Source organism: Flammeovirga sp. MY04, from assembly GCF_001682195.2.
Classification (GTDB): Bacteria; Bacteroidota; Bacteroidia; order Cytophagales; family Flammeovirgaceae; genus Flammeovirga; species Flammeovirga yaeyamensis.
This window is the reverse complement of sequence record NZ_CP003560.2, coordinates 749,357-771,086: the sequence shown is the minus strand read 5'-3', so window position 1 is coordinate 771,086 and position 21,730 is coordinate 749,357. Positions and strand designations below refer to the sequence as shown.

The 21,730-nt window shown below is 32.1% G+C and carries 13 protein-coding genes; 7 read left to right on the top strand and 6 right to left on the bottom strand.

The genetic code is table 11. The features are described 5' to 3' along the window. Window positions 1–161 precede the first annotated feature (161 nt). Genes MY04_RS03115 through MY04_RS03105 form a run of 3 tightly spaced genes read right to left on the bottom strand, consistent with a single transcriptional unit; the run spans window position 162 to window position 5,960 of the window. Window positions 162–1,280 (bottom strand): SusE domain-containing protein, encoded by a 1,119-nt coding sequence (locus MY04_RS03115; RefSeq protein WP_158297533.1) that lies wholly within the window; start codon window positions 1,278–1,280, stop codon window positions 162–164. A gap of 16 nt (window positions 1,281–1,296) precedes the next feature. Next, window positions 1,297–2,958 carry a RagB/SusD family nutrient uptake outer membrane protein gene (locus tag MY04_RS03110; protein WP_066206177.1) on the bottom strand — a complete coding sequence of 554 codons (1,662 nt, stop codon included), beginning with the start codon at window positions 2,956–2,958 and terminating at the stop codon, window positions 1,297–1,299. Window positions 2,959–2,969: 11 nt separating this feature from the next. Beyond that, entirely contained in the window at window positions 2,970–5,960 is a 2,991-nt protein-coding gene (locus tag MY04_RS03105) for a SusC/RagA family TonB-linked outer membrane protein (RefSeq protein ID WP_169055519.1), read from the bottom strand. 627 nt (window positions 5,961–6,587) lie between these two features. Between MY04_RS03105 and MY04_RS03100 the strand changes: the two genes are divergently transcribed. From MY04_RS03100 to MY04_RS03075, 6 genes are all read left to right on the top strand, one after another. Then, a complete protein-coding gene (locus MY04_RS03100; protein ID WP_066206171.1) occupies window positions 6,588–7,616 on the top strand; it encodes a LacI family DNA-binding transcriptional regulator in 1,029 nt (342 codons plus the stop codon). Window positions 7,617–7,981: 365 nt separating this feature from the next. Next, a complete protein-coding gene (locus tag MY04_RS03095; RefSeq protein WP_066206168.1) occupies window positions 7,982–11,206 on the top strand; it encodes a two-component regulator propeller domain-containing protein in 3,225 nt (1,074 codons plus the stop codon). Next, window positions 11,154–11,819: an ABC transporter ATP-binding protein gene (locus MY04_RS03090; RefSeq protein ID WP_066206165.1), complete on the top strand. Its 666-nt coding sequence runs from the start codon at window positions 11,154–11,156 to the stop codon at window positions 11,817–11,819. Before MY04_RS03095 ends, MY04_RS03090 begins: the two co-directional genes overlap by 53 nt. Before the next feature lie 89 nt (window positions 11,820–11,908). After that, window positions 11,909–16,726, top strand: a complete 4,818-nt coding sequence (locus tag MY04_RS03085; RefSeq protein ID WP_066206162.1) for a hypothetical protein — start codon at window positions 11,909–11,911, stop codon at window positions 16,724–16,726. After that, window positions 16,726–17,100, top strand: coding sequence for a DUF1523 family protein (locus tag MY04_RS03080; protein WP_066206157.1), 375 nt, complete (start codon window positions 16,726–16,728; stop codon window positions 17,098–17,100). Before MY04_RS03085 ends, MY04_RS03080 begins: the two co-directional genes overlap by 1 nt. Window positions 17,101–17,108: 8 nt before the next feature. Then, complete coding sequence (locus MY04_RS03075; protein WP_066206154.1) at window positions 17,109–17,816, top strand: YceI family protein; 708 nt, start codon at window positions 17,109–17,111, stop codon at window positions 17,814–17,816. A gap of 99 nt (window positions 17,817–17,915) precedes the next feature. Here the strand turns inward: MY04_RS03075 and MY04_RS03070 are convergent, their stop codons facing one another. The 3 genes from MY04_RS03070 to MY04_RS03060 all read right to left on the bottom strand — a co-directional run bounded on the left by MY04_RS03070 (window position 17,916) and on the right by MY04_RS03060 (window position 20,227). After that, window positions 17,916–18,371 (bottom strand): CBS domain-containing protein, encoded by a 456-nt coding sequence (locus tag MY04_RS03070; RefSeq protein ID WP_066206151.1) that lies wholly within the window; start codon window positions 18,369–18,371, stop codon window positions 17,916–17,918. Window positions 18,372–18,541: 170 nt separating this feature from the next. Next, on the bottom strand, window positions 18,542–19,288 hold the full coding sequence (locus tag MY04_RS03065) for a LytR/AlgR family response regulator transcription factor (protein WP_066206149.1): 747 nt from the start codon (window positions 19,286–19,288) through the stop codon (window positions 18,542–18,544). 3 nt (window positions 19,289–19,291) lie between these two features. Then, entirely contained in the window at window positions 19,292–20,227 is a 936-nt protein-coding gene (locus MY04_RS03060) for a sensor histidine kinase (RefSeq protein ID WP_066206145.1), read from the bottom strand. A gap of 376 nt (window positions 20,228–20,603) precedes the next feature. On the opposite strand from MY04_RS03060, the gene MY04_RS03055 reads away from it, so the two are divergent. Beyond that, window positions 20,604–21,728, top strand: a complete 1,125-nt coding sequence (locus MY04_RS03055) for an efflux RND transporter periplasmic adaptor subunit (protein ID WP_066206142.1) — start codon at window positions 20,604–20,606, stop codon at window positions 21,726–21,728. The last annotated feature ends 2 nt before the right edge of the window (window positions 21,729–21,730 follow it).

Below are 21,730 nucleotides of genomic sequence, written 5' to 3'. Positions count from 1 at the left end.
TTATTAACTAGTTGATTTTCTGTTATTTACACGCAAACGGTAGCGCAATCGGTTGAATAGTTTAAATATATTTACACTATATAAAGCGAAAAGGGGATATCTCATTATTAGAGATATCCCCTTTATATACATTACAATTAGTAGTCTATATAAAGATTAGATTATTTTTGAGTTAGAACAATTGATGCTGCTCTCATATCAACCTTAACTTCATATGTACCTGATGCTCCTAAGAAAGTCCAGTTAGGGTCTGAAGAACCGTCTTGAGGTGTCAATTGTGTATTGTCATAATTTGTAATAATATCATGACCAAAACCAGATCCCCAATCTTCAAATCTTGTGAACAATCTAAACGATCCGTTTTGTACTAAATCTATATCTTTAATGTATAACTCATGACCGCTCCAATCAAGAGTAGGAGTTGTACCATTCCAATTCCAACCATTAGCCGTTACATCTCCAACCATATATAAAACAGGTTGAGAATCTAAAGCTGTCATTGTAATTGTTCCAGTATTAGAGTTAACATTAATATCATACCATCCAGTAGCACCAATAAAATTAAAGTTATCATCATTATTATCACCCGGTTGAGGTTCTAATAAATCAGTTGGATAATTAGGAAATGCAGCTGGACCACCTATACTACTTCCCCAATCTGGAGCACTGAAGAATCTAAAATATGCATCACCTGTTGCATCAAAATATGCATTTGTTCTGTAAACACCTTGGTCACCAGTATTCGCGATTTCAACTGCTAATGCAGGATCCCATCCTCCAACAGCTTGACCGATCATATAAATTGAAGGGAAAATTGTTGAATATGGAGTTACATTAATTTTTACTGAATCACTGAATTTTGTTTCCAATTGATAATTTACAGATGCTGCAATAACAATATCCATGTTAGATGCTGCATCGGGACTAAGTCCTAAAGACAATGCTGCTTCATTAAGCCCGGCATGATCTAAAACTAAAGAATCAGTTGTAACATTTGCAATTTCAGTATACTCCTCTGTACCTTCTTTTCTTGCTTGTACAGAATAATGAGTCTGTACAGCAACACCGTAATCGACCATAGTCCATTCAATAGAGATTGCAGTTTCAGATGCTTGATCAGCACTTAAAACAATAACATCACCTTCATTAGGGCTAGTTATCTCTGGAGCCGCTACTTCACTTTCTGACTTAATTGTCAATAGTTCCTTATCGGGACTACATGCTGTAAAAGCAACAACATTAAGGACTAAACTTATAAAATATATAAATAGTTTTTTCATTTCTCTACATTTTTTTCTAGTAACCAGTATTTTGTTTAGCATTTGGATTTGCTGCTAACTCCTGAGTTGGAATAGGATAAATTACTCTGTAAGAATCTAAACCTCTACCTCCTTGTACACCACCTTTCCAAGGCCATAAATATGTAGGTGAAGTAAAACTATTGTTAAATCTGTTTAGATCCTGTCTACGATAACCTTCCCAATAGAATTCACGTCCTCTTTCTTCTAAGAGAAAATCAAGGTTTAAATCTGCTGAAGTAATATTAGCAGAAGTGTTTCCATATGCTCTAGCAATCACTGCATTAACATAAGTCAAAGCTTGAGCATCAGTACCATTAGAAGCACCTCTTAATTTTGCTTCTGCATACATTAAATAAGCATCAGCAATTCTAAATAATGGCCAATCAGTATCAACAAAATATTTTTCAGCAATATCAGGGAATGATCCGTCAGATTTTCTGTTTTTAAATTTGAATACATTTAAACCTTGAGTGTAATTCAATGGATCATCTACTTCTAAACCTGCGTTAATTACAAGTAAAGTTGAAAAATCTAAATTGTTAGCATTACCACCAACATCACCTAATGATTGTGTTGCTCCTCTTTTGTCACCTGAAGGTCTACCTGTAAATTTATCATAAATTGATCTAGTAGCATGGTTACCACCCCAAGCAGCGTTCTGAGCGACACCTACCCAATCATTATAAGTAGAACTTGTCCCAGCTGAAATCACATATTGTGTTGCTGAGAAACCTTGAGTTCTTACAGGGTCTAATGGAACTTTATGAATAATACCTGTTGCAGTTTCGTTACCAACTGAAAATACATCTAGTAGGTTAGAATCTAAAGGATATGCTGCAATAAGTTGTTCAGTTAAAGTAATCACTTCGTTCATACTTGTTACACCATCATATGGATTATCTTCTCCAGTGAATGGTCTAGCATTTAAGAACATTTTAGCTTTCACCATCCAAAGTGTACCTTTATCCATTCTTCCATATTCTGCTTGACCAGCTTCTGGTAAAAGAGATTCAATCTCATTTAACTCATTAATAATCCAAGTAAATAGCTCTTTACCTTTGATAGCAGTTGGATATTGATCAGCAGATCCTTCAGTAATAACACTCATTTGACCATATAAATCAATACCATGGTAATAAGTAATTGCTCTAACTAAACGAGCCTCTGCCCTTGCTTGTTTTAAAGTTTCTTTTAAACCACCTTGACCTCTTTCATCAAGTTTGCTATCTGAACTTTGTCTAAGGAATTCGTTTGTTAACGCAATCATGTAATACAATCTGTAGAACATACCAGCAACATACTGGTTATCTGCAGACCATGCACCATTTTGTAATGGAACTAAACCATTATCATTCCAAGCATTTAATGCTTCACCTGTAGGTAAAGTTTGTAAGTTCCAATAGTTACGTAAGTATGATGACTGACCTCCATCTGGAATTGTTGAAACATCACTTTCATTATCATTACCTTTTTGTCCGGCAACATGATAACCAGCATAAATTTTACCTAGTACTTGATAGTAACCTTCCTCAGATTCAAACACTTGAGATTCAAATGTAATGTTTGGGTCAATTGGTGTTACCTCTAGATCATTTACACATGAGGTAATACTCATTAATGCAAAAGATGCCAATATATATTTAAATATTTTTTTCATTTTGAATTCAATTAAAATCCTAAGTTAAGTCCAAATAAAATTGTTGTAGGACGAGGATAGATGTTGCTATCGATACCATTAAATACCTCAGGGTCTAAACCTCTATATGGAGAGGCAACAAATAAGTTCTGACCAGTTAGATACATTCTCATGTTGGTATCTTGTAGACCAAATATTGAATCAAATGTATATCCTACTGTTACATTGTCTAATCTGAAGAAATCAGCATTTTCGATCCAATGTGATGAGAAGATTCTAATTTCATCTGTATTTAAGAATCCGGTATTTGCAGAACTACTTAATCTATTTGAAAGAGCTCTAGTAGAAGCATTGTATACATTATTCCAATTCTCATTACCTTGAGCAACAGAATTATAGATTTGTGCATTTAACTGGAAACGACCACTTAAAGAGAAATCCCATTTTTTGTAGTTGATTCTTGTATTTACACCAATTAGATAATCAGGAACTGAATTTCCATAAATGATCTTGTCATCAGCATTAATTATACCATCACCATTTTGATCTTTATATACACCTTCTAATGGTTTACCAGCTTGATCATAAACTTGCTCATAAACATAGAATGAATTCAATGATTGACCTACTTGTTGGATTTGAAGGAAGTTACCATTTCCTACATCACCTGTAGGTAAACCTTGATAGTTAGGATCATCAACAGTTGTAAGTTTTGTAATCTCATTTCTGTTGTAAGTAAAGTTACCTCCTAATTCCCAATAGAAGTCATCAGTTAGAACTGGAATTGTCAAGATGTTTAATTCAACACCTGAATTTACTAGGCTACCAACGTTTGAAACAATTCTATCACTTAAGTTAGTACCAGCAGCAACTGTCACTGTATTAATTAAGTCCGTTGTTTCTCTATGGTAGTAGTCAAATGAACCTGAAACTCTGCTATCAAGTACTTTAAAATCAATACCAATGTTTGTGTTTTGTGTTTCCTCCCATTTCAAATTAGGATCGAAACCATTTGGTCTATATGTGTTAAACCATGTATCACCAAATACATATTGAGCACCATTGTTAGATAAAGTATATGTACCATAACCTACATAATCATTTCCTGTTATGTCTTGTTGACCTGTGATACCCCAACCAGCTCTAATTTTTAATTCATCTAACCAATCAATACCACTCATAAATGCTTCTTGATCAAGTTTCCAAGCTAAAGCTAATGAAGGGAATAAGCCCCATCTATTTCCTTTGGCGAATCTTGAAGTACCATCTTGACGAACAGTTGCAGTGAATAGATACTTGTTATTTAAAGTATAATTAGCTCTACCATAGAAAGAAACTAAATAATATTCAGAAGCAAATGGCAAGTCCAATAGTGGATCTGGACGATTATTGAAGAAGTCATTCTTGTAATTCTTACCTTCATTATGGAAATGTTGCCATGAGTAACCACCCATAACATCAAACCTATGAATCCCAATTTCTTTGGCGTATTTTAAGTAAAAATCAAATACTGTATTTCTCTTTTCTTGATTGTAAACTTCTCTTTCACCTCTAATTTCATCAGTTTGGTATACCCAAGAAGCATCAGGTGAAGTTATTTTATTACCATTACTATTAGATGCATCAATACCAAGGTTCATGTTAGCACTTAAATCAGGTAAGAAATGAAACTTATAATCAAGGCTTAAATTTGCAATTCCTCTTTTAACGTAAGATCGATCTGAAACTTGTTCAAGTTGAGCAACAGGGTTTACAGGAGTAAAAGCTAATGGCTTACCTGTATCTGGATCTAACCATTGCCAGTAACCACCCCAAGCTTCACTGCCAGATCTAATTGGATGTGTTGGATCAAATGAAATTGCTCCACCAATTGCTCCTTGGTTTGCAAAATTATTTTCAACATATGTTCCTTTTGCATTGAAATTAACTTTCAAATGATCATCAAAAAATTTAGGAGTTAAGCTTAATCCAATTGAAGTTCTTTGAATATTATCAGACTTCAAAACACCATCTTGTGTGTTGTACCCAACTGATAATCTGTATGGCAAGTTTTTAACACCTCCTGAAAAACTGAAATTTTGGTCCATACCAAAAGCTGGAGCATAAATTTCATTTTGCCAATCAACATCAGCATCACCAAGTGCAGCTCTAGCAGCTTGATCAAGTTCTGTATCAGTTGAATGTAGAGTGTTATTTATTAAATCTTTATATTCAGAAGCATTGTAAACTTTTAATCTGTTAGAAGTAAATCCAACAGAATATTTACTTGAATAATCAACTCTTAATTTTTGATCTCCTTTACCTGTTTTTGTGGTAATAATGATGACACCATTAGATGCTCTTGAACCATAGATTGCTGTAGCTGAAGCATCTTTTAAAACAGTAAAAGTCTCAATATCATCTGGGTTAACAGTTGCTAATGGGTTAGCCATACCACTAATACCATCAGAAGCAACAGGTACTCCGTCAATAACAATTAATGGTTCATTGTTAGCAGACATAGATGCACCACCTCTAATTCTAATTGTAGAATTAGCACCAGGAGCACCACCTGAAGTAGTAATCTGAATACCAGCAGTTTTACCGATCATCAAATCTTGAGGAGATGTGATTGCACCTTTGTTCATATCTTCAGCTGTAATAGCTTGAACCGAACCAGTAGCATCTTCTTTCTTTACACTACCGTAACCAATAACTACAACTTCTTCAAGTTGTTCCGCGTCCACTTCCATTGCTACATCAATATTAGTAGAAGTACCTACAGTAACTTCTTGTGCTTTGTAACCAATGTAAGAGACAACTAGTACATCTTCACCGTCGGCTAAAGTGATTTTAAATTTACCATCAAAATCAGTTGTACCGCCTTTAGTTGTACCTTTTACCAATACAGCAACACCAGGTAGTGGGTCGCCATTCTCATCTACTACAGTACCACTTACAGATCTCTCTTGTGCAAAAGCAACTAAAGAGAATAAAAGAAGTAGCATCGTCGCAGCAAATTGCTTTGTAGAGTTAATGCTCATTTTCATACTTAAACAGTTAGACAAATAGACAAGTATTAAAATTAGATTATCATTTTATAACTATATATAGGTTAATTTTTTTTAATTGATATTTAAATAAATATATAGTAAACAAAATTTCATCTTCAAATAATACAATTACCAAACAGACTTTGCGTCCGATTGATAATGCAAAATAGCGACTATTATTTATACTACAAAGAAATATTTATTGACATTTTAAGTTTTTTTTTGACTAATTAAATTAAAATTATCTTCCGAAACCGATTTCAATAATAAAACCTCGTGCACTCTATTATTCCATATTTATATCATTATTGAAATTTTTATACTGTATAATTTCAATTTTTTAAATTTTTATATTGTTTAATTGTAAATTAGTCACTTATAAACAAATCTTAAATAATTAAAAATATCTAAACAAACCCAACCATTCATTTTAAAAAAAAAAGTTCATATTTTTTTTCAAGCCAACATGAAAAAACACAACATTTAAATTCATTAAATCTCCTCAATCGGTTGCGCAATTTTTTACAAAAAATTAAAAATGAGTAGGTGATTTCCCATCTATTGCATATATTTTCACATATCAGTACAATTTTTACTCTACTTATAGGAAAATTCAGCATGAGAAAAGCACAATACACGATGCAAGACATCGCGAATCAGCTTGGAATATCAAAGTCTACAGTTTCTAGAGCTTTAAAAAACCATCCCGATATCAGCCAAGAAACTAAGGACGCAGTAAATAAACTTGCTGAGGAAATGGACTATCAACCAAACTCTCTCGCATTAAGTTTAAGACATAAGAAATCTTTTGTTATTGGTATTATAGTTCCAGAAATTGTTCACGACTTTTTTGCCAATGTCATTTCTGGTGTACAATCAGTAGCTTATGAAGAAGGATACAATGTAATGATCTGTATTTCTAATGAATCTCCGGAACAAGAAGAGGTTGATGTGAAAGCAATGTATTCGAGTAGAGTCGATGGGTTACTTATTTCTCTTTGCAAAGAAACCAAGAAATTAAAACACTTAGAAAGTATTGTTAACAAAGGTGTTCCTTTAGTGATGTTTGATAGGGTATCAGATAATCTAAATGTTAGTAAAGTGATTACTGACGATTTTCAAGGAGCTTTTGTTGCCACTGATCATTTAGTGAAACAAGGATGTGAAAAAATTGTCCATCTCAGTGGACCAGATAATTTATCAATTAGTTCTTTAAGGCTAAATGGATATAAAGAAGCTTTAGCTAAGAATAACATTCCTCTTGATGAAAATCTTATCATCCCATGCCCTGAAGGAACTCTTTCAGAAGCAAAAGATACTGTTAAAAACATCATTGGAAAGAATTTAGACTTCGATGGAATTTTTGCTAATAATGATGTTACAGCTATTGGTGCAATGAATGCCCTTAAAGAACTAGGCAAAAAAGTACCAGAAGATATTTCTATTGTTGGCTTTGGTGATTGGCGTTTATCTCAATTATTAGATCCACCATTATCTTCTATCGAACAATCAGGATTTGATATTGGTGTACAATCCGCTAAGATTTTATTTAAACAAATAAAGTCTGAAGAAAACGACATTGAATTCACTCCTGTTACAAAAGTGGTTCAAAACAATCTGATCGAGAGAAAATCAAGTCTTAAGTAATTCAATAGTTAAGACAATACTTATTAATAAATTAAGTAGTTTATAGGTCTTTGTATTCATACAAACCCTATGAACTACTTTTTTTATTGAGTTTTTGAAAAACAATTTTTAGTATTCTACTATCCCTTTTGAACCCTTCCCCCCTGTTTTCTTTAGATTAATTAGAATAAACAAGCATTTTTTGAAATTATTAATCGTCTATATCAGCTAAGTAATATTAATCACTTATCTTGTATTATAATTTATTTACATGCATCATCATTGACTTTATGACATTAGAATTTGATGTGTATCATAAATTAAAGAATAAACTTTTTAATCATATAGTGAGATATAATCTAGCAAAATTATTTTGCACTTTTCATATGCACCGATTACTCTTTTGCTTCCTTTCTTTTCTTTTTTGTTCTGCAAGCATTTTTGGACAACAATACAATATATCCTCTTTTGGTATTCATGACGGTTTAAGTCAGAACAATTGCAATACTTTAATTAAAGCTAATAATGGTGCTATTCTTATTGGAACATTAGATGCAGGTATCAACATTAATAATGGGCAGTCATTTAATGTATTTGATGTACGCAATGGTTTATCTAATAATTTCGTCAATGATTTTGAGCTGGATGAAAGGGGTGGTATTTGGGTTGCTACCAATAATGGGTTAAACTATATATATAATCGAAAAATTAAAAGTTATATAGAAAATGATACCCAATCTTTTAGAGTTCAGCAAATCGCATTTGATAAAAACCTTAAAACTGTTTGGGGAGTCACTCTTAACCATAAATTATTTAGACTGACTAGCTACTATAAGTTAGATCCATTTGAGGGGAATCCAAAAATAACGTACACTGCAATAGCTTCTGATGAAGATGGGTTGATTTGGGTAGGTACTAAAAGGCAAGGTCTTTTTGTATACAAAGGGGATTCTATTGTACAACAATATAATATTCGTGACAACATCACTACTATTCAACACCTATCCAATCAAAGAATTGCTTTAGGTACCACCGATGGTGTGGTAATATATAATAAGAAGAATTTTTCTAAAGGTGCTTTCAAAATATTAAAATCTAAGAAAGTAAGATGTATGGCCGAAGATTCACAAAAGAATTTATGGGTCGGTACTACTTTTAATGGGGTATATATTACTAAGGGGATAAAAATCAAAAGAAATATCTCTAAAGAGAACGGATTAGCACGTCAAATAAATGATATCGAAGAGGATGATGATGGAGGAATTTGGTTGGCAACTAAAAAAGGACTTTATCGATATAATAATGATATTTATACACTGTATGCTAAAAATTTCAGTATTGCTTCTGATATTTTAGAAACTTATCAAAGTTTTGATACAACTACTGTACTTGGATCTGAAAGAGCATTAACCTTTATCAAAAATGATAAATTCTCTGGAAAAGTTGCTTTACCGCTTAGTACAAGATCTCTTGACATCATTCAAGACAAAAAAGGCAGGTATATTATTGGTTCTGATTACGGTGTTTATCGTCTTGAAAATGGATTTTGGAAGAACCTAAGTCCCAAGGAAAAAAATGATATTAACGAATACCCATCTACTTTCTTTGAGAAAAACAACTCTATTTATGTATGCGCTTTAAATCATATTTATGAAATAAAAGAGGATTCTTTAAAGGAAGTTGTCAACTTAAATCAATATCTACAAAACTATAGAATTTCTAAAGGGGTGGTCTCTCCTATTGACAAAAGCATTTGGCTAGGAACAATGGGTAAAGGTTTAGTATATCTTGATACGGCATGGAATGTGAAAAAAATCTTTCAGAAAAAAGATAAATCGATTCCAAGTCTTTATATCAACGATTTAAAATTTGATAAAGAAGGTCAGTTATGGATAGCTACCTCTGAGAGTGGAATTTGCAAGATTAGAGACATTAATTCTCCAGCAATTAGTTTTCAGGAAGAGAATTTATCTTCTACAAACATTCGAACGATTAATATTGACCAAAAAGGTAATATTTGGGCAGGTAGTAACACCTCTATAAACCATCTTATTTCATTGGAAAATGACATTGTTCGAATAGAAAGATATGGAGCAGACGAAGGATTTAGTGCTTTAGGTTATGAAAGAGGAAGTGGATCTATCGACCCTGAAGGCAACTTATGGTTTGGCACTGAGGATGGAGCGGTAAAGATCAATCCAAACCATCAGGTTTACAGTACAAAAACACCAAAGATTTTATATAAGAACGTTTTAGTATTTTCTGATAATATCCCTTGGGAAGACTATTCTGAAGGTATTGATCCTGATACGCATTTACCTATTAATGCAATTCTACCACCAGAATACAACCACCTCACTATCAACTTTGTTGGGATATCCATGAATGTCCCCAATAAGATTAAGTATCAGTGGAAATTAGAAGGATTTGACGATAACTTCTGTCCTCCTACATCAAATAATCAAGCCGTTTATACTAAACTTCCTCCAGGAGATTATAATTTCATTTTAAGAGCCGTAAATGCTGGAGGGGTAACCTCAGAAGACGAAAGGTCATTTTCTTTTAAAATTGACAAGCCTTTTTATCAAAAAAGAAGTGTGATAGCATTATTTACTCTCTCACTATTATTTATCATCTTTTATTTCTTTTACTATTACCTAAAACAGGAAAGAGATCAAAAAGAAATCTTACAGAAGAAAGTTGATGAACGAACTCGAGAAATTGTAAAAGCGAGAGAAAGAGTAGAAAAGACCAAAAATGAAATAGAGCAAAAAAGTGAAGAATTAGAAGTCATCAATACTAAAGTTCGAAAAAGTATCCAATATGCAGCTACTATACAAAAAGCACTTATTGGATGTGATCATCATTTTGTTGACTTATTTCCAAGATCATTTAACCTTACAATTACAAAAAGTGAAGTGACTGGTGATTTTGTATGGATGCATGAAAATGATCAATATATTTTTCTATTACTAATTGACTGTACTAATCATGGTGTTCCTGCTGCATTGATCTCTATTGTAGGAAATCAATTACTTGAACAAATCATTCATGATAACGAAAATATCACTGGTGCAGAACTTTTAACAAAATTGGATTCCTCTCTAAAAGAGGCACTTAAAATAGATGCCAACACCTTAATTAGTGATGGAATGGATATCGCTTGCTGTCGTTTTGAAAAAGGCACAAGAAAAATTAATTTTGCAGGAGCAAGACGACCGCTCATTATCATAGAAAATGGAGAATTAAGAACAATCAAGAGTAATTTTTGTAGTATTGGAATTGTTTTTAATGATGTTACCCCTCAGTTTGATAACATTGATTTCGAATTAAACGAGGAAGCAACGATTTATTTATTTTCTGATGGATTTGCAAATCAGTTTAATGCGGAAGGAGAAAAATTCAAAAAAGTACAATTCAAAAAGTTACTTATTGAAGTATCCTCTTTACCTATGGCTGAACAATGTAAAAAGCTACATCAAATTTTCCATGATTGGAAAGAAGGTGTAGAGCAAGATGATGACATGATGGTTGTTGGGTTCAAATATGATACAAACTATGCTGAAAGCGAAAGGGATCACAAAATCATACGGGAAGTTGAACGTTCTTAAAGGCATCGATTTAGAGATTCATGCCAATGAAATTGTTTCAATTATGGGTGCTTCGGGAGCCGGAAAAAGTACACTACTCCAAATTTTAGGAACATTGGACACACCAAAGGAAGGTAGTGTTTGGATTGACAATGAAGATGTTACTAAATTAAATGGTGATAAATTGGCTCAATTTAGAAATGAAAAGATTGGATTTGTCTTTCAATTTCATAACTTATTACCTGAGTTTTCTGCTCTTGAAAATGTTTGCATGCCTGCACTCATTGCTGGAAAAGAACTTGAGGAGGTAAAAGACAAAGGTGTTCAACTGATGAAAATGCTGAACATTGGTCATAGAACAGACCACAAACCATCTGAAATGTCGGGTGGCGAACAACAAAGATGTGCTATTGCTCGAGCTTTAATCAACGATCCTTTGATCATTTTTGCAGATGAGCCAAGTGGTAATTTAGACTCTGAAAATGCTGAGGGATTACATCAATTATTTCTTGAATTAAGAGATAATTTCAATCAGACATTTGTGATTGTAACACATAATAAAGAATTGGCAAAGAAAGCAGATAGACAGCTTTGGATGAGAGATGGTATTATCGAAAATATGGTTACTGAATAAGCTTAATCATCATTTAATTAGATCATCATACCGTATTAACATAGGACATAATATACATGCTATTGCTCTTTTAGGTATGTATTTTTTGAATGGATAAAGAAAATCCCGTACATAACGATCAACAGAAATCTAAGAATGATTTACCAAAGAAAGCCAAATCTTTAGGAAGAAGAGTGGCCAATGCAGTCTTATACTCTTTTATTGGCTTAATTGTTCTTCTTTTTATCATTTTTGGGGTGGTTCATGTTGCCTTAAATAATTATGCAGAAGAAATTGTTGGTGAAATTGTACTGAAAAAAGGAGTTGCAACAGCTACAAAAAATAAATATTCTGTACAGTATGATGATCTTGATGTTAAGCTTATTGCTGGATGGTCAATACATGATTTTTTATCTAGTGGGTCTATTACATTAAACAATGTACGGTTTATTCCTGACAGTGTATTTGTTGCAAAAAATGATAGTCTTCCATGGAATCAAAAAGAAAATCTAATTGATATTCATGCCCAAAACATCAATCTTCAAAATATTTCATTACTAAGAGCTGTATTTCAAAAAGAAATTTATGTCGGCAATATTGTCTTTAATGGTATTGAAGCTGAAATACATAAATATAAGTTCGGTAAAGTTGAAGAAACCAAATTAAAGGATACAGATAAAGAAAAGTTTGAAGGGCTAAAAAAGTTTTTTGTTAAACAGAAAAAGAATTTCAATCGTTATCGCATTGGAAATATTGAGATCATTGATTCTAAAATTGATTTCATAGATCACACTAAGAGCACTGAACAACAAGTTAATATTGGAAAATTAGATACAAAAATAAATGATGTGTATCTAGATTCTTCGACTCTTTATCAAGAATTGGTTCCGTTTCATGTAGGTGCTTTAGAGTTTGAGTCTCAAGACTTAAAATTAGAATTAGAAAAGTCCCCTATCGGAATATCATTAAGGAAATTCTATTTTTCATCTTATGATAGTTCACTTACAGTTTATAATACCTCACTATATAAAATTTCAGATAAGAAAACCCCTATCTCAGGTGCAACAATTCCCCTTTTTTCTTTAGAAGGTATCGATATAAAGAGTTTCCTTTATGATAGTATTGTAGATATAAGAAGAATAGAATTATCGCAGCCTAGGGTTGAATTAAACTTAGGATCAACTGGAAATAAAAAGAAGGTAACGAAAAAGAAATCAGGACCTCTACCTCCTTTTATAAAATATATTCATGTTCAAGAGTTTAGCTTAAACAATGCTAATGTGCCTTTAGAGAGTCCGGCACTAGGCAAAAGAGAAATCAAAGACTTCTCCACTCATATTAATGATATTACAGTTAATAACTCGACTTTAAAAAATAAAATTCCTTTACTTTTTTCTCAATTTGATTTTGTATTAAAAAATCAATCTTGGAGTTTAAATAATGGACATTATGTTAGCGTTGGAAGTGTTCATTATCACTCAAAGTATCAAAATTTAAGGGTATATAGACCATATTATGCTCCCTATCGTATTTCAAATGAAGTTGGTGAAAATGCAAAAATAAAAGCATCGGCTAAAAGCTTTAAAATGGCTAAAGTGGACTATCGCACTTTTTTACAACAACCACTTGATAGTCTTTTGGCATTAAATACCATGGAGCTAAATCAACCAAATGTAGAAGTTTGGTTACCTAAGAAGAAAGAAAAAAGTAAGAAAACACAAACCCCAAGAAAGCATCAATTTATTAAAATAAACAGTACTTCAATTAATAAGGCAAAAGTTACCTTACACCTTCCGGAAGACTCTTTATATAACGATAAGAAAGTAGCAGTACAAAACTTCAAACTTCATCTTGATACTTTACTATTGCCTATTCATGATCCTTTAAATTTTAAAGTAAGTAATGGTGATGTTAAACTCTATGATGTACAAGTTGAAGATGTTGTCGATTATGATATTATTCTTGATAAAGCCGCATTTACATTAACAGATTCATCTTTTGAAGTACATGGTGTAAATATTTCAAGTCAACATACCGAAAACAAAAAAGTAAAAATAAACACATTTGTAGATGTGGTTTTTATCGAACAAATCTCATGGAGGAAGTTTTTAGCGACTGATTCTTTAAGTGTTGAGCGAATTTTTATTGACATACCAAGTGCTGACATTAATCTACCTCTAAAACAATTACAAGAAGAGGCAGACGCTACGAAGATAAAAGAAACATTTGTAGAGAATAAGCCAAAGAAGACGCCTTTTAAGCATCTTCAAATCAATCAATTTATCTTCTTAAAAGGACCTCTATCTGTATATAATCCTGATCAATCACTTTTGGTTCAGAGTAATTCTTCTGGCATTACTATGGATAATTTTAGGCTGGATAAGGACTCTATCAACTGGGATGAGTTGACTTTCCAATTACATGATCTTTACTTCCCTTTTGAAAAGATTCATCATCAAGCTCGAGTTTCTGAAGTTAAATTAAAATCTTCTACGCAAGATTTAATAATAGATGGTTTAACCATCACGCCAACAAATGAAAAATTAAATAAAAACTATCACCTTCTTTGTGGTATCAATGAAATTAATGTAAAAGGAATTGACTATCATCTACTTACTAATTTAAAACAAGTAGTTGCAGATGAGATAAATATTGATGGCTTAAGAGGAATTATTTCAATCAATTTACCTCAAAAAGATAGTACTAAAGTAGAAAAGAAACCTAAAGTAAAAGAAAAGAAACCATTACCTCTTCAATACATTAATGTTGGGAAAATTAATTTAACCGCAGATGATATTGCATTATTGGTAAATAACGGACCTCAAAAAAATAATTTTGTTACATTTTATGGTGGTGAATTTCAACTAAGCAAGATCAAATCTTATCCTGATAGTGTAAATCATATTGGGGATATACGTCCAGAAGACTTTTATGTCACTTTTAAAGGGTTGCAATTAGAAAGTGATGAAAACCCTATGAAAATCACTTCCTCACTTTTTGTTGCTGATAGTAAAGGCGATAGTTTATATTTAAAAAATACGAATTTTACTCCTAAAATGGCCTTTCAAAATGTAGCTAATTTAGATTCAGTAATGTCATTAGCTATCGGTGATTTAAAATTGAAGGGTGCAGGAATTAAACCTTTACTTTTTGAGAAGAAAATTGATATAGATTCTGTTTTGGGTAAAAACATCTATTATATCACTCCTGCAAAACGAAAGAAGAAAGAAGTGAAAGAGGGAACTTTTGCTGAAAAGAATTTCCCTAAAGAAAAAATAGAAGACCTTCTTACTAAGTTTACATCAATTCATGTTGGTTATATAGATATTGACAGCAGTCAAATAAGTTTTAGATCGCCAAAACAGACCAATACTTACTCACGATTGATGGAAAGAGAAAAGTCTACTGTTGTTCTAAAACAATCCAACATTACACAAGCTAAAGTAAAACGAAAATCAGAAAGAATTAGAAGGAAAACCAAGCTTTCAAAAGATGAAAAACTTGATCTAATTAATCAAATACTAAAAGATACTATAGGTCAAACTGTTGAAATTTACCCTTTGATTCCTACGGTACTAGATACTGCAGTGGTAAAAACACATAAAGAATCTTTACTCGCTCGATCTTCAGAAAACTCATTAAAGAATATACATGTCACTCTTAAAGAATTCGATATCAACCAAGAATTACTACAAAAAGAATATTATGTTGGTTTAAAAAGTGCAGTTGCCCAAGTTGGAAAAAACTCTATCAACTTAAGTAACGGCATGTATTCTATCAATTTCGATTCACTTAGTTATAATTCTCAGTATCAAGATATTTATGTAAAGAATTTCGAAGTAGATCCTAACTATTCTAAAAAGGATTTTGGAGTAGTGAACGAGTTTCAAACGGATAGAATTGAAGTGAATATACCCGATTTATTGGTAAGAGGAATTCATTTCAAAAAATATGTCTATAGAGATTCTCTTCATTTGAATGGATTGGAAATTGATCAGCTCAATTTATCAGCATATAGAGATAAATCAATTCCTGTCGACCCATTTAAAAAACAACCTAAGATGCCTCATACATTATTTGAGGAAGCTCCTATCACTTTTAACTTAGATAGTATTACAATTACAGATAGTAGTATCGATTACGAAGAATTTAAGGGTGCTGTAGAGAATGCGCAAATGGATATTGATTCTACTGGCGGACGTTCGGGACAATTTCAGTTGAACAACTTTACAGGACAAATCTTTAATATTACCAATAATACATCAACATTAGACTCCATTCCGTTTGCCGAAATGTTTGTAAAAGGTACTTTGATGAATAATGGCGGAGATTTAAAAATGTATTTAAGAATGCCTCCTTTAGACTCTTTGGGTACTTATTATTATGAAGGTGAAGTAGGTGAAATGGATTTAGTAAAGCTGAATCCTCTAATTGAACGTTTGGAAATGATCAAAGTGAAAGACGGTCATTTAAAACGAATGTATTTTAAAGTATTGGCAGACGATTCTTTGGCGGTGGGAAATATGCAGTTTAGGTATAAAAACTTAGAGGTGGATGTTCTTAAAGAAAAAGAGAAGAAAGATGGTAACCTGAAAAGAAATGCCTTTTTCAGTTCTGTTGCTAACCTTTTGATAAGAGAAGAGAATCCTCGTTTCCCTTCGATGAAACAAGGACACATCTATAATGTGAGAAACCAAAATAAATTTATCTTTAATTATTGGGTGAAAACGGTACTTTCTGGCGTTGCATCTACCCTTTCGCCACTTATGGAACCAAATTTGAAATTTGAAATTGATCCTGTGACTAAGGAGGTCTTGAGAAAAAGAACTCCCGAAGAAATTAAGGAATTAAAGATAGAAATTCGATATATTGAAAAAAATACAAAACGTAAACAGAGACTAAAAGGACCTCTTAAAAAAGTATATTAATGAAAAAAGCACTTTATATTGGTATCGCAGTTGTTGTGTTTATCATTTTCGTATGGATTTTCCCGAAAGTAAATAGAAGAACAATAACAGCTACAGTTACAAAAACGGAACGTAGTATCGGCAATTTAGACGATAATAAAAGTAAAGACCGTTTAGGAAAATATCTGATATATACAATGGATGAAAAAGGCAAAGCCCATGTTTTTGAAAACATCGATACATGGATTTGGTTTAAATTTAATTCATCTGATGTGTATGCCAAAATACAACAAAACAAGACCTATAATTTTAGTATTGTAGGATTTAGATTTCCTATTTTTTCAATGTACCCCAACATTATTACCGTCGAAGAGGTAAATGGGGCAAATAATTAATTCACACTATGAAATTTTTAAACTTTCTAAGCATTCTTCTAATCTTTTCTTTTGGTATTTTCTCATGCGGTGAGAAAAAAAGCACTGCCAATGAAGAAGCAACTCACGAACACGGAGAACACACTCATGATCATGGTTCAGGATCACACTCTCACGTTGTAGCCTTCGAAGACGGAGACTATAATGTAAATGCAGAGAAAAGTACTTTACACTGGAAAGGTTCTAAAATCGTTGGAGACGAGCATTTTGGTAAGCTTTCTATCAAAGAAGGAAAATTAGTCGTTAAAGAAGGTCAGTTATCCGCTGGTTCTACTTTTGTAATCGACATGACTTCTATTACTGTAGAAGACTATGCTGCTGACAATCCTAAAAATGGTAAGTTAAAAGGTCATCTTGAAAATGATGATTTCTTCTCTGTAAACAAATTCCCTACAGCAACTTTGGCATTAACAGAAGTAAAATCAGGTGAAAACGGTGCATTAAATGTAACTGCAGACCTTACAATTAAAGGTATTACTGCTCCTGTTACATTTGTGGTTCAAACTATGTCACATGATGGAGAAATGCATGCAATGTCAAAAATTGAATTTGATAGAACTAAGTATGACATCAAATATAAGTCGGGTTCTGTATTCTCTGACTTAGGTGATAAAGCAATTAAAGACAACATTGAAGTTGCCGTAAATATTTATGCTGCTAAAAAGCAATCTGTATAATTTATCATTTTGATATAAAATAAAAGGGAACGAAATAAATCGTTCCCTTTCCTGTCTGTATAAATAAGTTTGGATGTAGAATAAGTCAATATTAACTGACTACCATGTAGTTGATTTTAAATCAATGGCAGCTCTTAAAATATCTCTTCTACTTACTTGTCCAATAAGCTTTCCTTTTTTAACAATTGGATATCTTCTATATGATGAGTTCTTAAAAAGCATCGCTACTTCTACCACATCTCTGTCGGGGGTGATAGACATTACCGCTTTTGTCATGTAATCTTTTACTCTACCTTGCGATGCTGGGAAGTTAAGATATCTACTTTCTAGAACAATGTGTAAACAGTCTTTTTCGGATAACATTCCTACCAAATCTCCCTCATCGTTAATTACCGGAGCACCAGAGATTTTTTTCTCTACAAGTACTTCCATTGCTTCTTCAATAAATTGGTCTGGTTTGAAAACGATTAGTTTTTTGGTCATGTACTGATCAACCGATGGATACGGTTTAACATCATGTGGATCTTCAATGAGACGTTTTGGTGTAAAATTCATATTTATAGATTATTTAAATGAGTAAAAAGTTAATGGTTGATTCATTAGGAGGATTTCCTCACTAATCAATCACATTTATTCTCATAATATACACAAAATCAGTCAATAATGCTAATTTACGACCCAATAACAACAGATGTAAGTAATGTTCTATAAATAATTTTGATATTTTACTCAAATAATTTAAGTAACTGATTTCTATAGCTTTGACCCACTGGTAACTCTACATCACCCAAACTTAACATGTTCCCTTCCAAGCTCTCAATCTCAGATTTATTGACGATATAAGACTTATGAATTCGGATAAATTGATCATTGGGTAATTCTGACTCCAACTTTTTTAATGATACTAAAGCGAGAATATTTTTATTAGTGGTATGAAAAGCTACATATTCCTTCTGCCCTTCTAAATATCTTAAATGGCTATATTTGATAAGGTGAAGTTTATAATCTGCTTTAATACTAATACTATCCTTTTTGGGTACTACTTGATCGATATTTTTTGATTGCTGCTCGGATACTGGTTCCTCATCAGATGTTTTGGACTGAATGAGGTCGAATTGTTTTATCACTTTGTTTATCGATTGTAAAAATCTTGGAAAAGTAATAGGTTTTAGAAGGTAATCAAACGCATTTAACTCATATCCCTTTAATGCATATTCTGAGTAAGCCGTTGTAAAAATAACCAAAGTGTTGTTCAGCTGAATTGATTCAACAAACTCAATACCCGTTAAATTAGGCATTTGAATATCAAGAAAAATTAGATCCACTTCATTGGTTTGTATAAAAGTCAAAGCATCAATTGCATTTTTAAACTCACTCAATAATTCAAGTTGAGGCACTTTTGATACATAATCTTTAATTAGGCTTCTCGCTAAATGTTCGTCGTCTACTATGATTGTTTTTATGGTCTTCATTTATTATGCATTAAAATGAATAACTAATTTAACTTCAAAATGCTCTTTTTCCTCGGATATCGTTAATTGGTGTGTATTCGGGTAAATCAATTTTAATCTCTTCTGAACGTTTTTAATCCCAATTCCACCTTTAGTAGGATCATTATTTTTTGCAGTGTTTTTACTCTTAGAGTTTATCACACAAAAATTTAAAGACTGATCGTTTTCTGAAAGTTTTATCTTTACATACCCTTCATCGTCTTCTTCTTCTAATCTGCTATACTTAAATGCATTTTCTACAAATGGTTCTAAAAGAACAGGAGAAATTAAACGATTATTATTCTTTACATCAATATCAAAATGAATATTCTGATTGTCTTCCGTTTTCATTTGTTGGAAGTCGATGTAATTATGAAGGTAAGAGATCTCTTTGGATAGTTCTACTCTTTCTTCATTACAATCATACAATAAATAACGCAACATTTCTGATAACTGTGCAATTTTATCAGGTGCTGTGGGCATATTCATGTAAGACAAAGAATAGATGTTGTTCAATGCATTAAACAAAAAATGAGGATTGATCTGAGAACGTAAAAACTTTAACTCCGCCTCCATCTTTTCTTCCTTCAACTTTGTTTCTTTCTCCTTTCGTTTATTATCATATTCACTTACTGTCAAAATAGTTGATATAATAATAGTAAGTAAGATAAACACACTTCCAAACCCAAAAGGGTAAATCCACTTATATTCTAATACGCCTTTTAAAGGCTCTCTTAAATGTTCGTTTTCTGCAAAAAATGTTTCTTGATCCAATAACGGGAACATCATCTCGCTAAAGTATAAAGATACTTTTATGGTGATAATGTAAAGTAAAATAACCGAAACTACGTACCATGCTTTCTTGCTTTTGGCTATAAATAATTTGGGTATAAGAACTTTTGAATTGACTAAAACAATCATTATGAAAACACTTATGTTTAATAAGGTTTTTGTAAATGAATATATAGGCCCAATCCAATAATCTATCATGAACATGAATAGAAATAGACCTAATGTAAAAAGGGCAAATTTATATGACTTGGTCAGCTTTCCGAACATTGTTTTCTAATTTTTTATCAAATGAACAGATTGAAAGTGATAATTAATAGGAAGTTCTACCAATAGTTAATTTTCATCTACAAAATCAAAGATATCATCAATAAACTATAAAATTGATCGTGTTCTTTGTTTTGTTGAAAATAAAAGGGCATTGGTTGATTTAATTTATATAAGACGGGTGGTTAATGCTAATTCGCTTAAGTAGAAAAAACATATCATTACAATCATTAATATAGCAATGTCTAAGAATATTATTAGCTTCCTTGCAATAGCCCTAACCGTAGGGATAACTGGATTTATTTCATTTAAACTTATCAAAGATAAACCCACTCCCAAAAAAGCAGTTAAGCAAGAAAAAGTTATTTCGATTAAAGCAGGAAAAGTTGAATTTACTGATGTAAAGAACGACCAGTCTTTCCATGGTAGAGTAAACGCTGCACAAACATTTATTTTATCATCAGAGGTTGCGGGCAGAATTGTTCCGACTAATGTGCGTTTAAAGGAAGGAAATACTTTTAGAAAAGGACAAAGCTTAGTTCATGTATTTGATGAGGATGTGAAAGCTACTCTAAAGTCGAATAAATCGAGCTTTATGAATACGGTTGCTTCTATTTTAGCAGATATTAAAATTGACTATAACGATGAATATCAAAAATGGTATGACTTCTTTACTTCAGTTAAAATAGATAAACCTCTCCCTGAATTACCTAAAATTAACTCGGATCAAGAGCGTTTCTTCTTGGCCTCAAGAAATGTCATTACTGAATACTTTATGATCCAACAAGCTGAAATTAATCTAGCAAAATATAAAGTCTATGCTCCATTCAATGGAACATTCAAGTCGGTTAGATTAGAAGCAGGATCTATTGTTTCTCCAGGTTCTGAAATTGGTGTTATTTCTAGAACAGATGTTTTGGAGGTAGTTGTTGAAGTGGAGCCTTTAAATGCTAAATGGATTAACAAAGGTGATAAAGTAATGGTAAAAACTGAAAGTCGTATTCCTGAAACTATTCAAGGAACGGTGATCAGAAAGTCTAAAATTGTAGACCCACAATCACAAACTATTAAAATCTATGTAAATATTCATCCAAACTCACAAAGTGAGATTTACGAAGGTCAATTCGTTGAAGTTACTTTTAATGGTGAAACTATTAAAGATGTGATTGAATTACCACGTGAAGCTGTAATGGAAGGAAAATATGTATTTACTGTAGAAAATAACACATTGGCAAAAAAAGAAATTGTAGTGATTAAAACGAACCACGACAGTTATTTTATTCAGGGATTAAATCAAAATGATATTCTGGTTGAAGAATCCATCTTTAACGGAAAAGAAGGTGCTAAAGTAAATATCAGAGGTTAATC

Bases quoted from the DNA above. Each gene is read 5' to 3' on its own strand.
- MY04_RS03115 (WP_158297533.1), bottom strand. From the start codon at position 1,280: ATGAAAAAACTATTTATATATTTTATAAGTTTAGTCCTTAATGTTGTT.
- MY04_RS03110 (WP_066206177.1), bottom strand. From the start codon at position 2,958: ATGAAAAAAATATTTAAATATATATTGGCATCTTTTGCATTAATGAGT.
- MY04_RS03105 (WP_169055519.1), bottom strand. From the start codon at position 5,960: ATGAGCATTAACTCTACAAAGCAATTTGCTGCGACGATGCTACTTCTT.
- MY04_RS03100 (WP_066206171.1), top strand. From the start codon at position 6,588: ATGAGAAAAGCACAATACACGATGCAAGACATCGCGAATCAGCTTGGA.
- MY04_RS03095 (WP_066206168.1), top strand. From the start codon at position 7,982: ATGCACCGATTACTCTTTTGCTTCCTTTCTTTTCTTTTTTGTTCTGCA.
- MY04_RS03090 (WP_066206165.1), top strand. From the start codon at position 11,154: ATGCTGAAAGCGAAAGGGATCACAAAATCATACGGGAAGTTGAACGTT.
- MY04_RS03085 (WP_066206162.1), top strand. From the start codon at position 11,909: ATGGATAAAGAAAATCCCGTACATAACGATCAACAGAAATCTAAGAAT.
- MY04_RS03080 (WP_066206157.1), top strand. From the start codon at position 16,726: ATGAAAAAAGCACTTTATATTGGTATCGCAGTTGTTGTGTTTATCATT.
- MY04_RS03075 (WP_066206154.1), top strand. From the start codon at position 17,109: ATGAAATTTTTAAACTTTCTAAGCATTCTTCTAATCTTTTCTTTTGGT.
- MY04_RS03070 (WP_066206151.1), bottom strand. From the start codon at position 18,371: ATGAATTTTACACCAAAACGTCTCATTGAAGATCCACATGATGTTAAA.
- MY04_RS03065 (WP_066206149.1), bottom strand. From the start codon at position 19,288: ATGAAGACCATAAAAACAATCATAGTAGACGACGAACATTTAGCGAGA.
- MY04_RS03060 (WP_066206145.1), bottom strand. From the start codon at position 20,227: ATGATTGTTTTAGTCAATTCAAAAGTTCTTATACCCAAATTATTTATA.
- MY04_RS03055 (WP_066206142.1), top strand. From the start codon at position 20,604: ATGTCTAAGAATATTATTAGCTTCCTTGCAATAGCCCTAACCGTAGGG.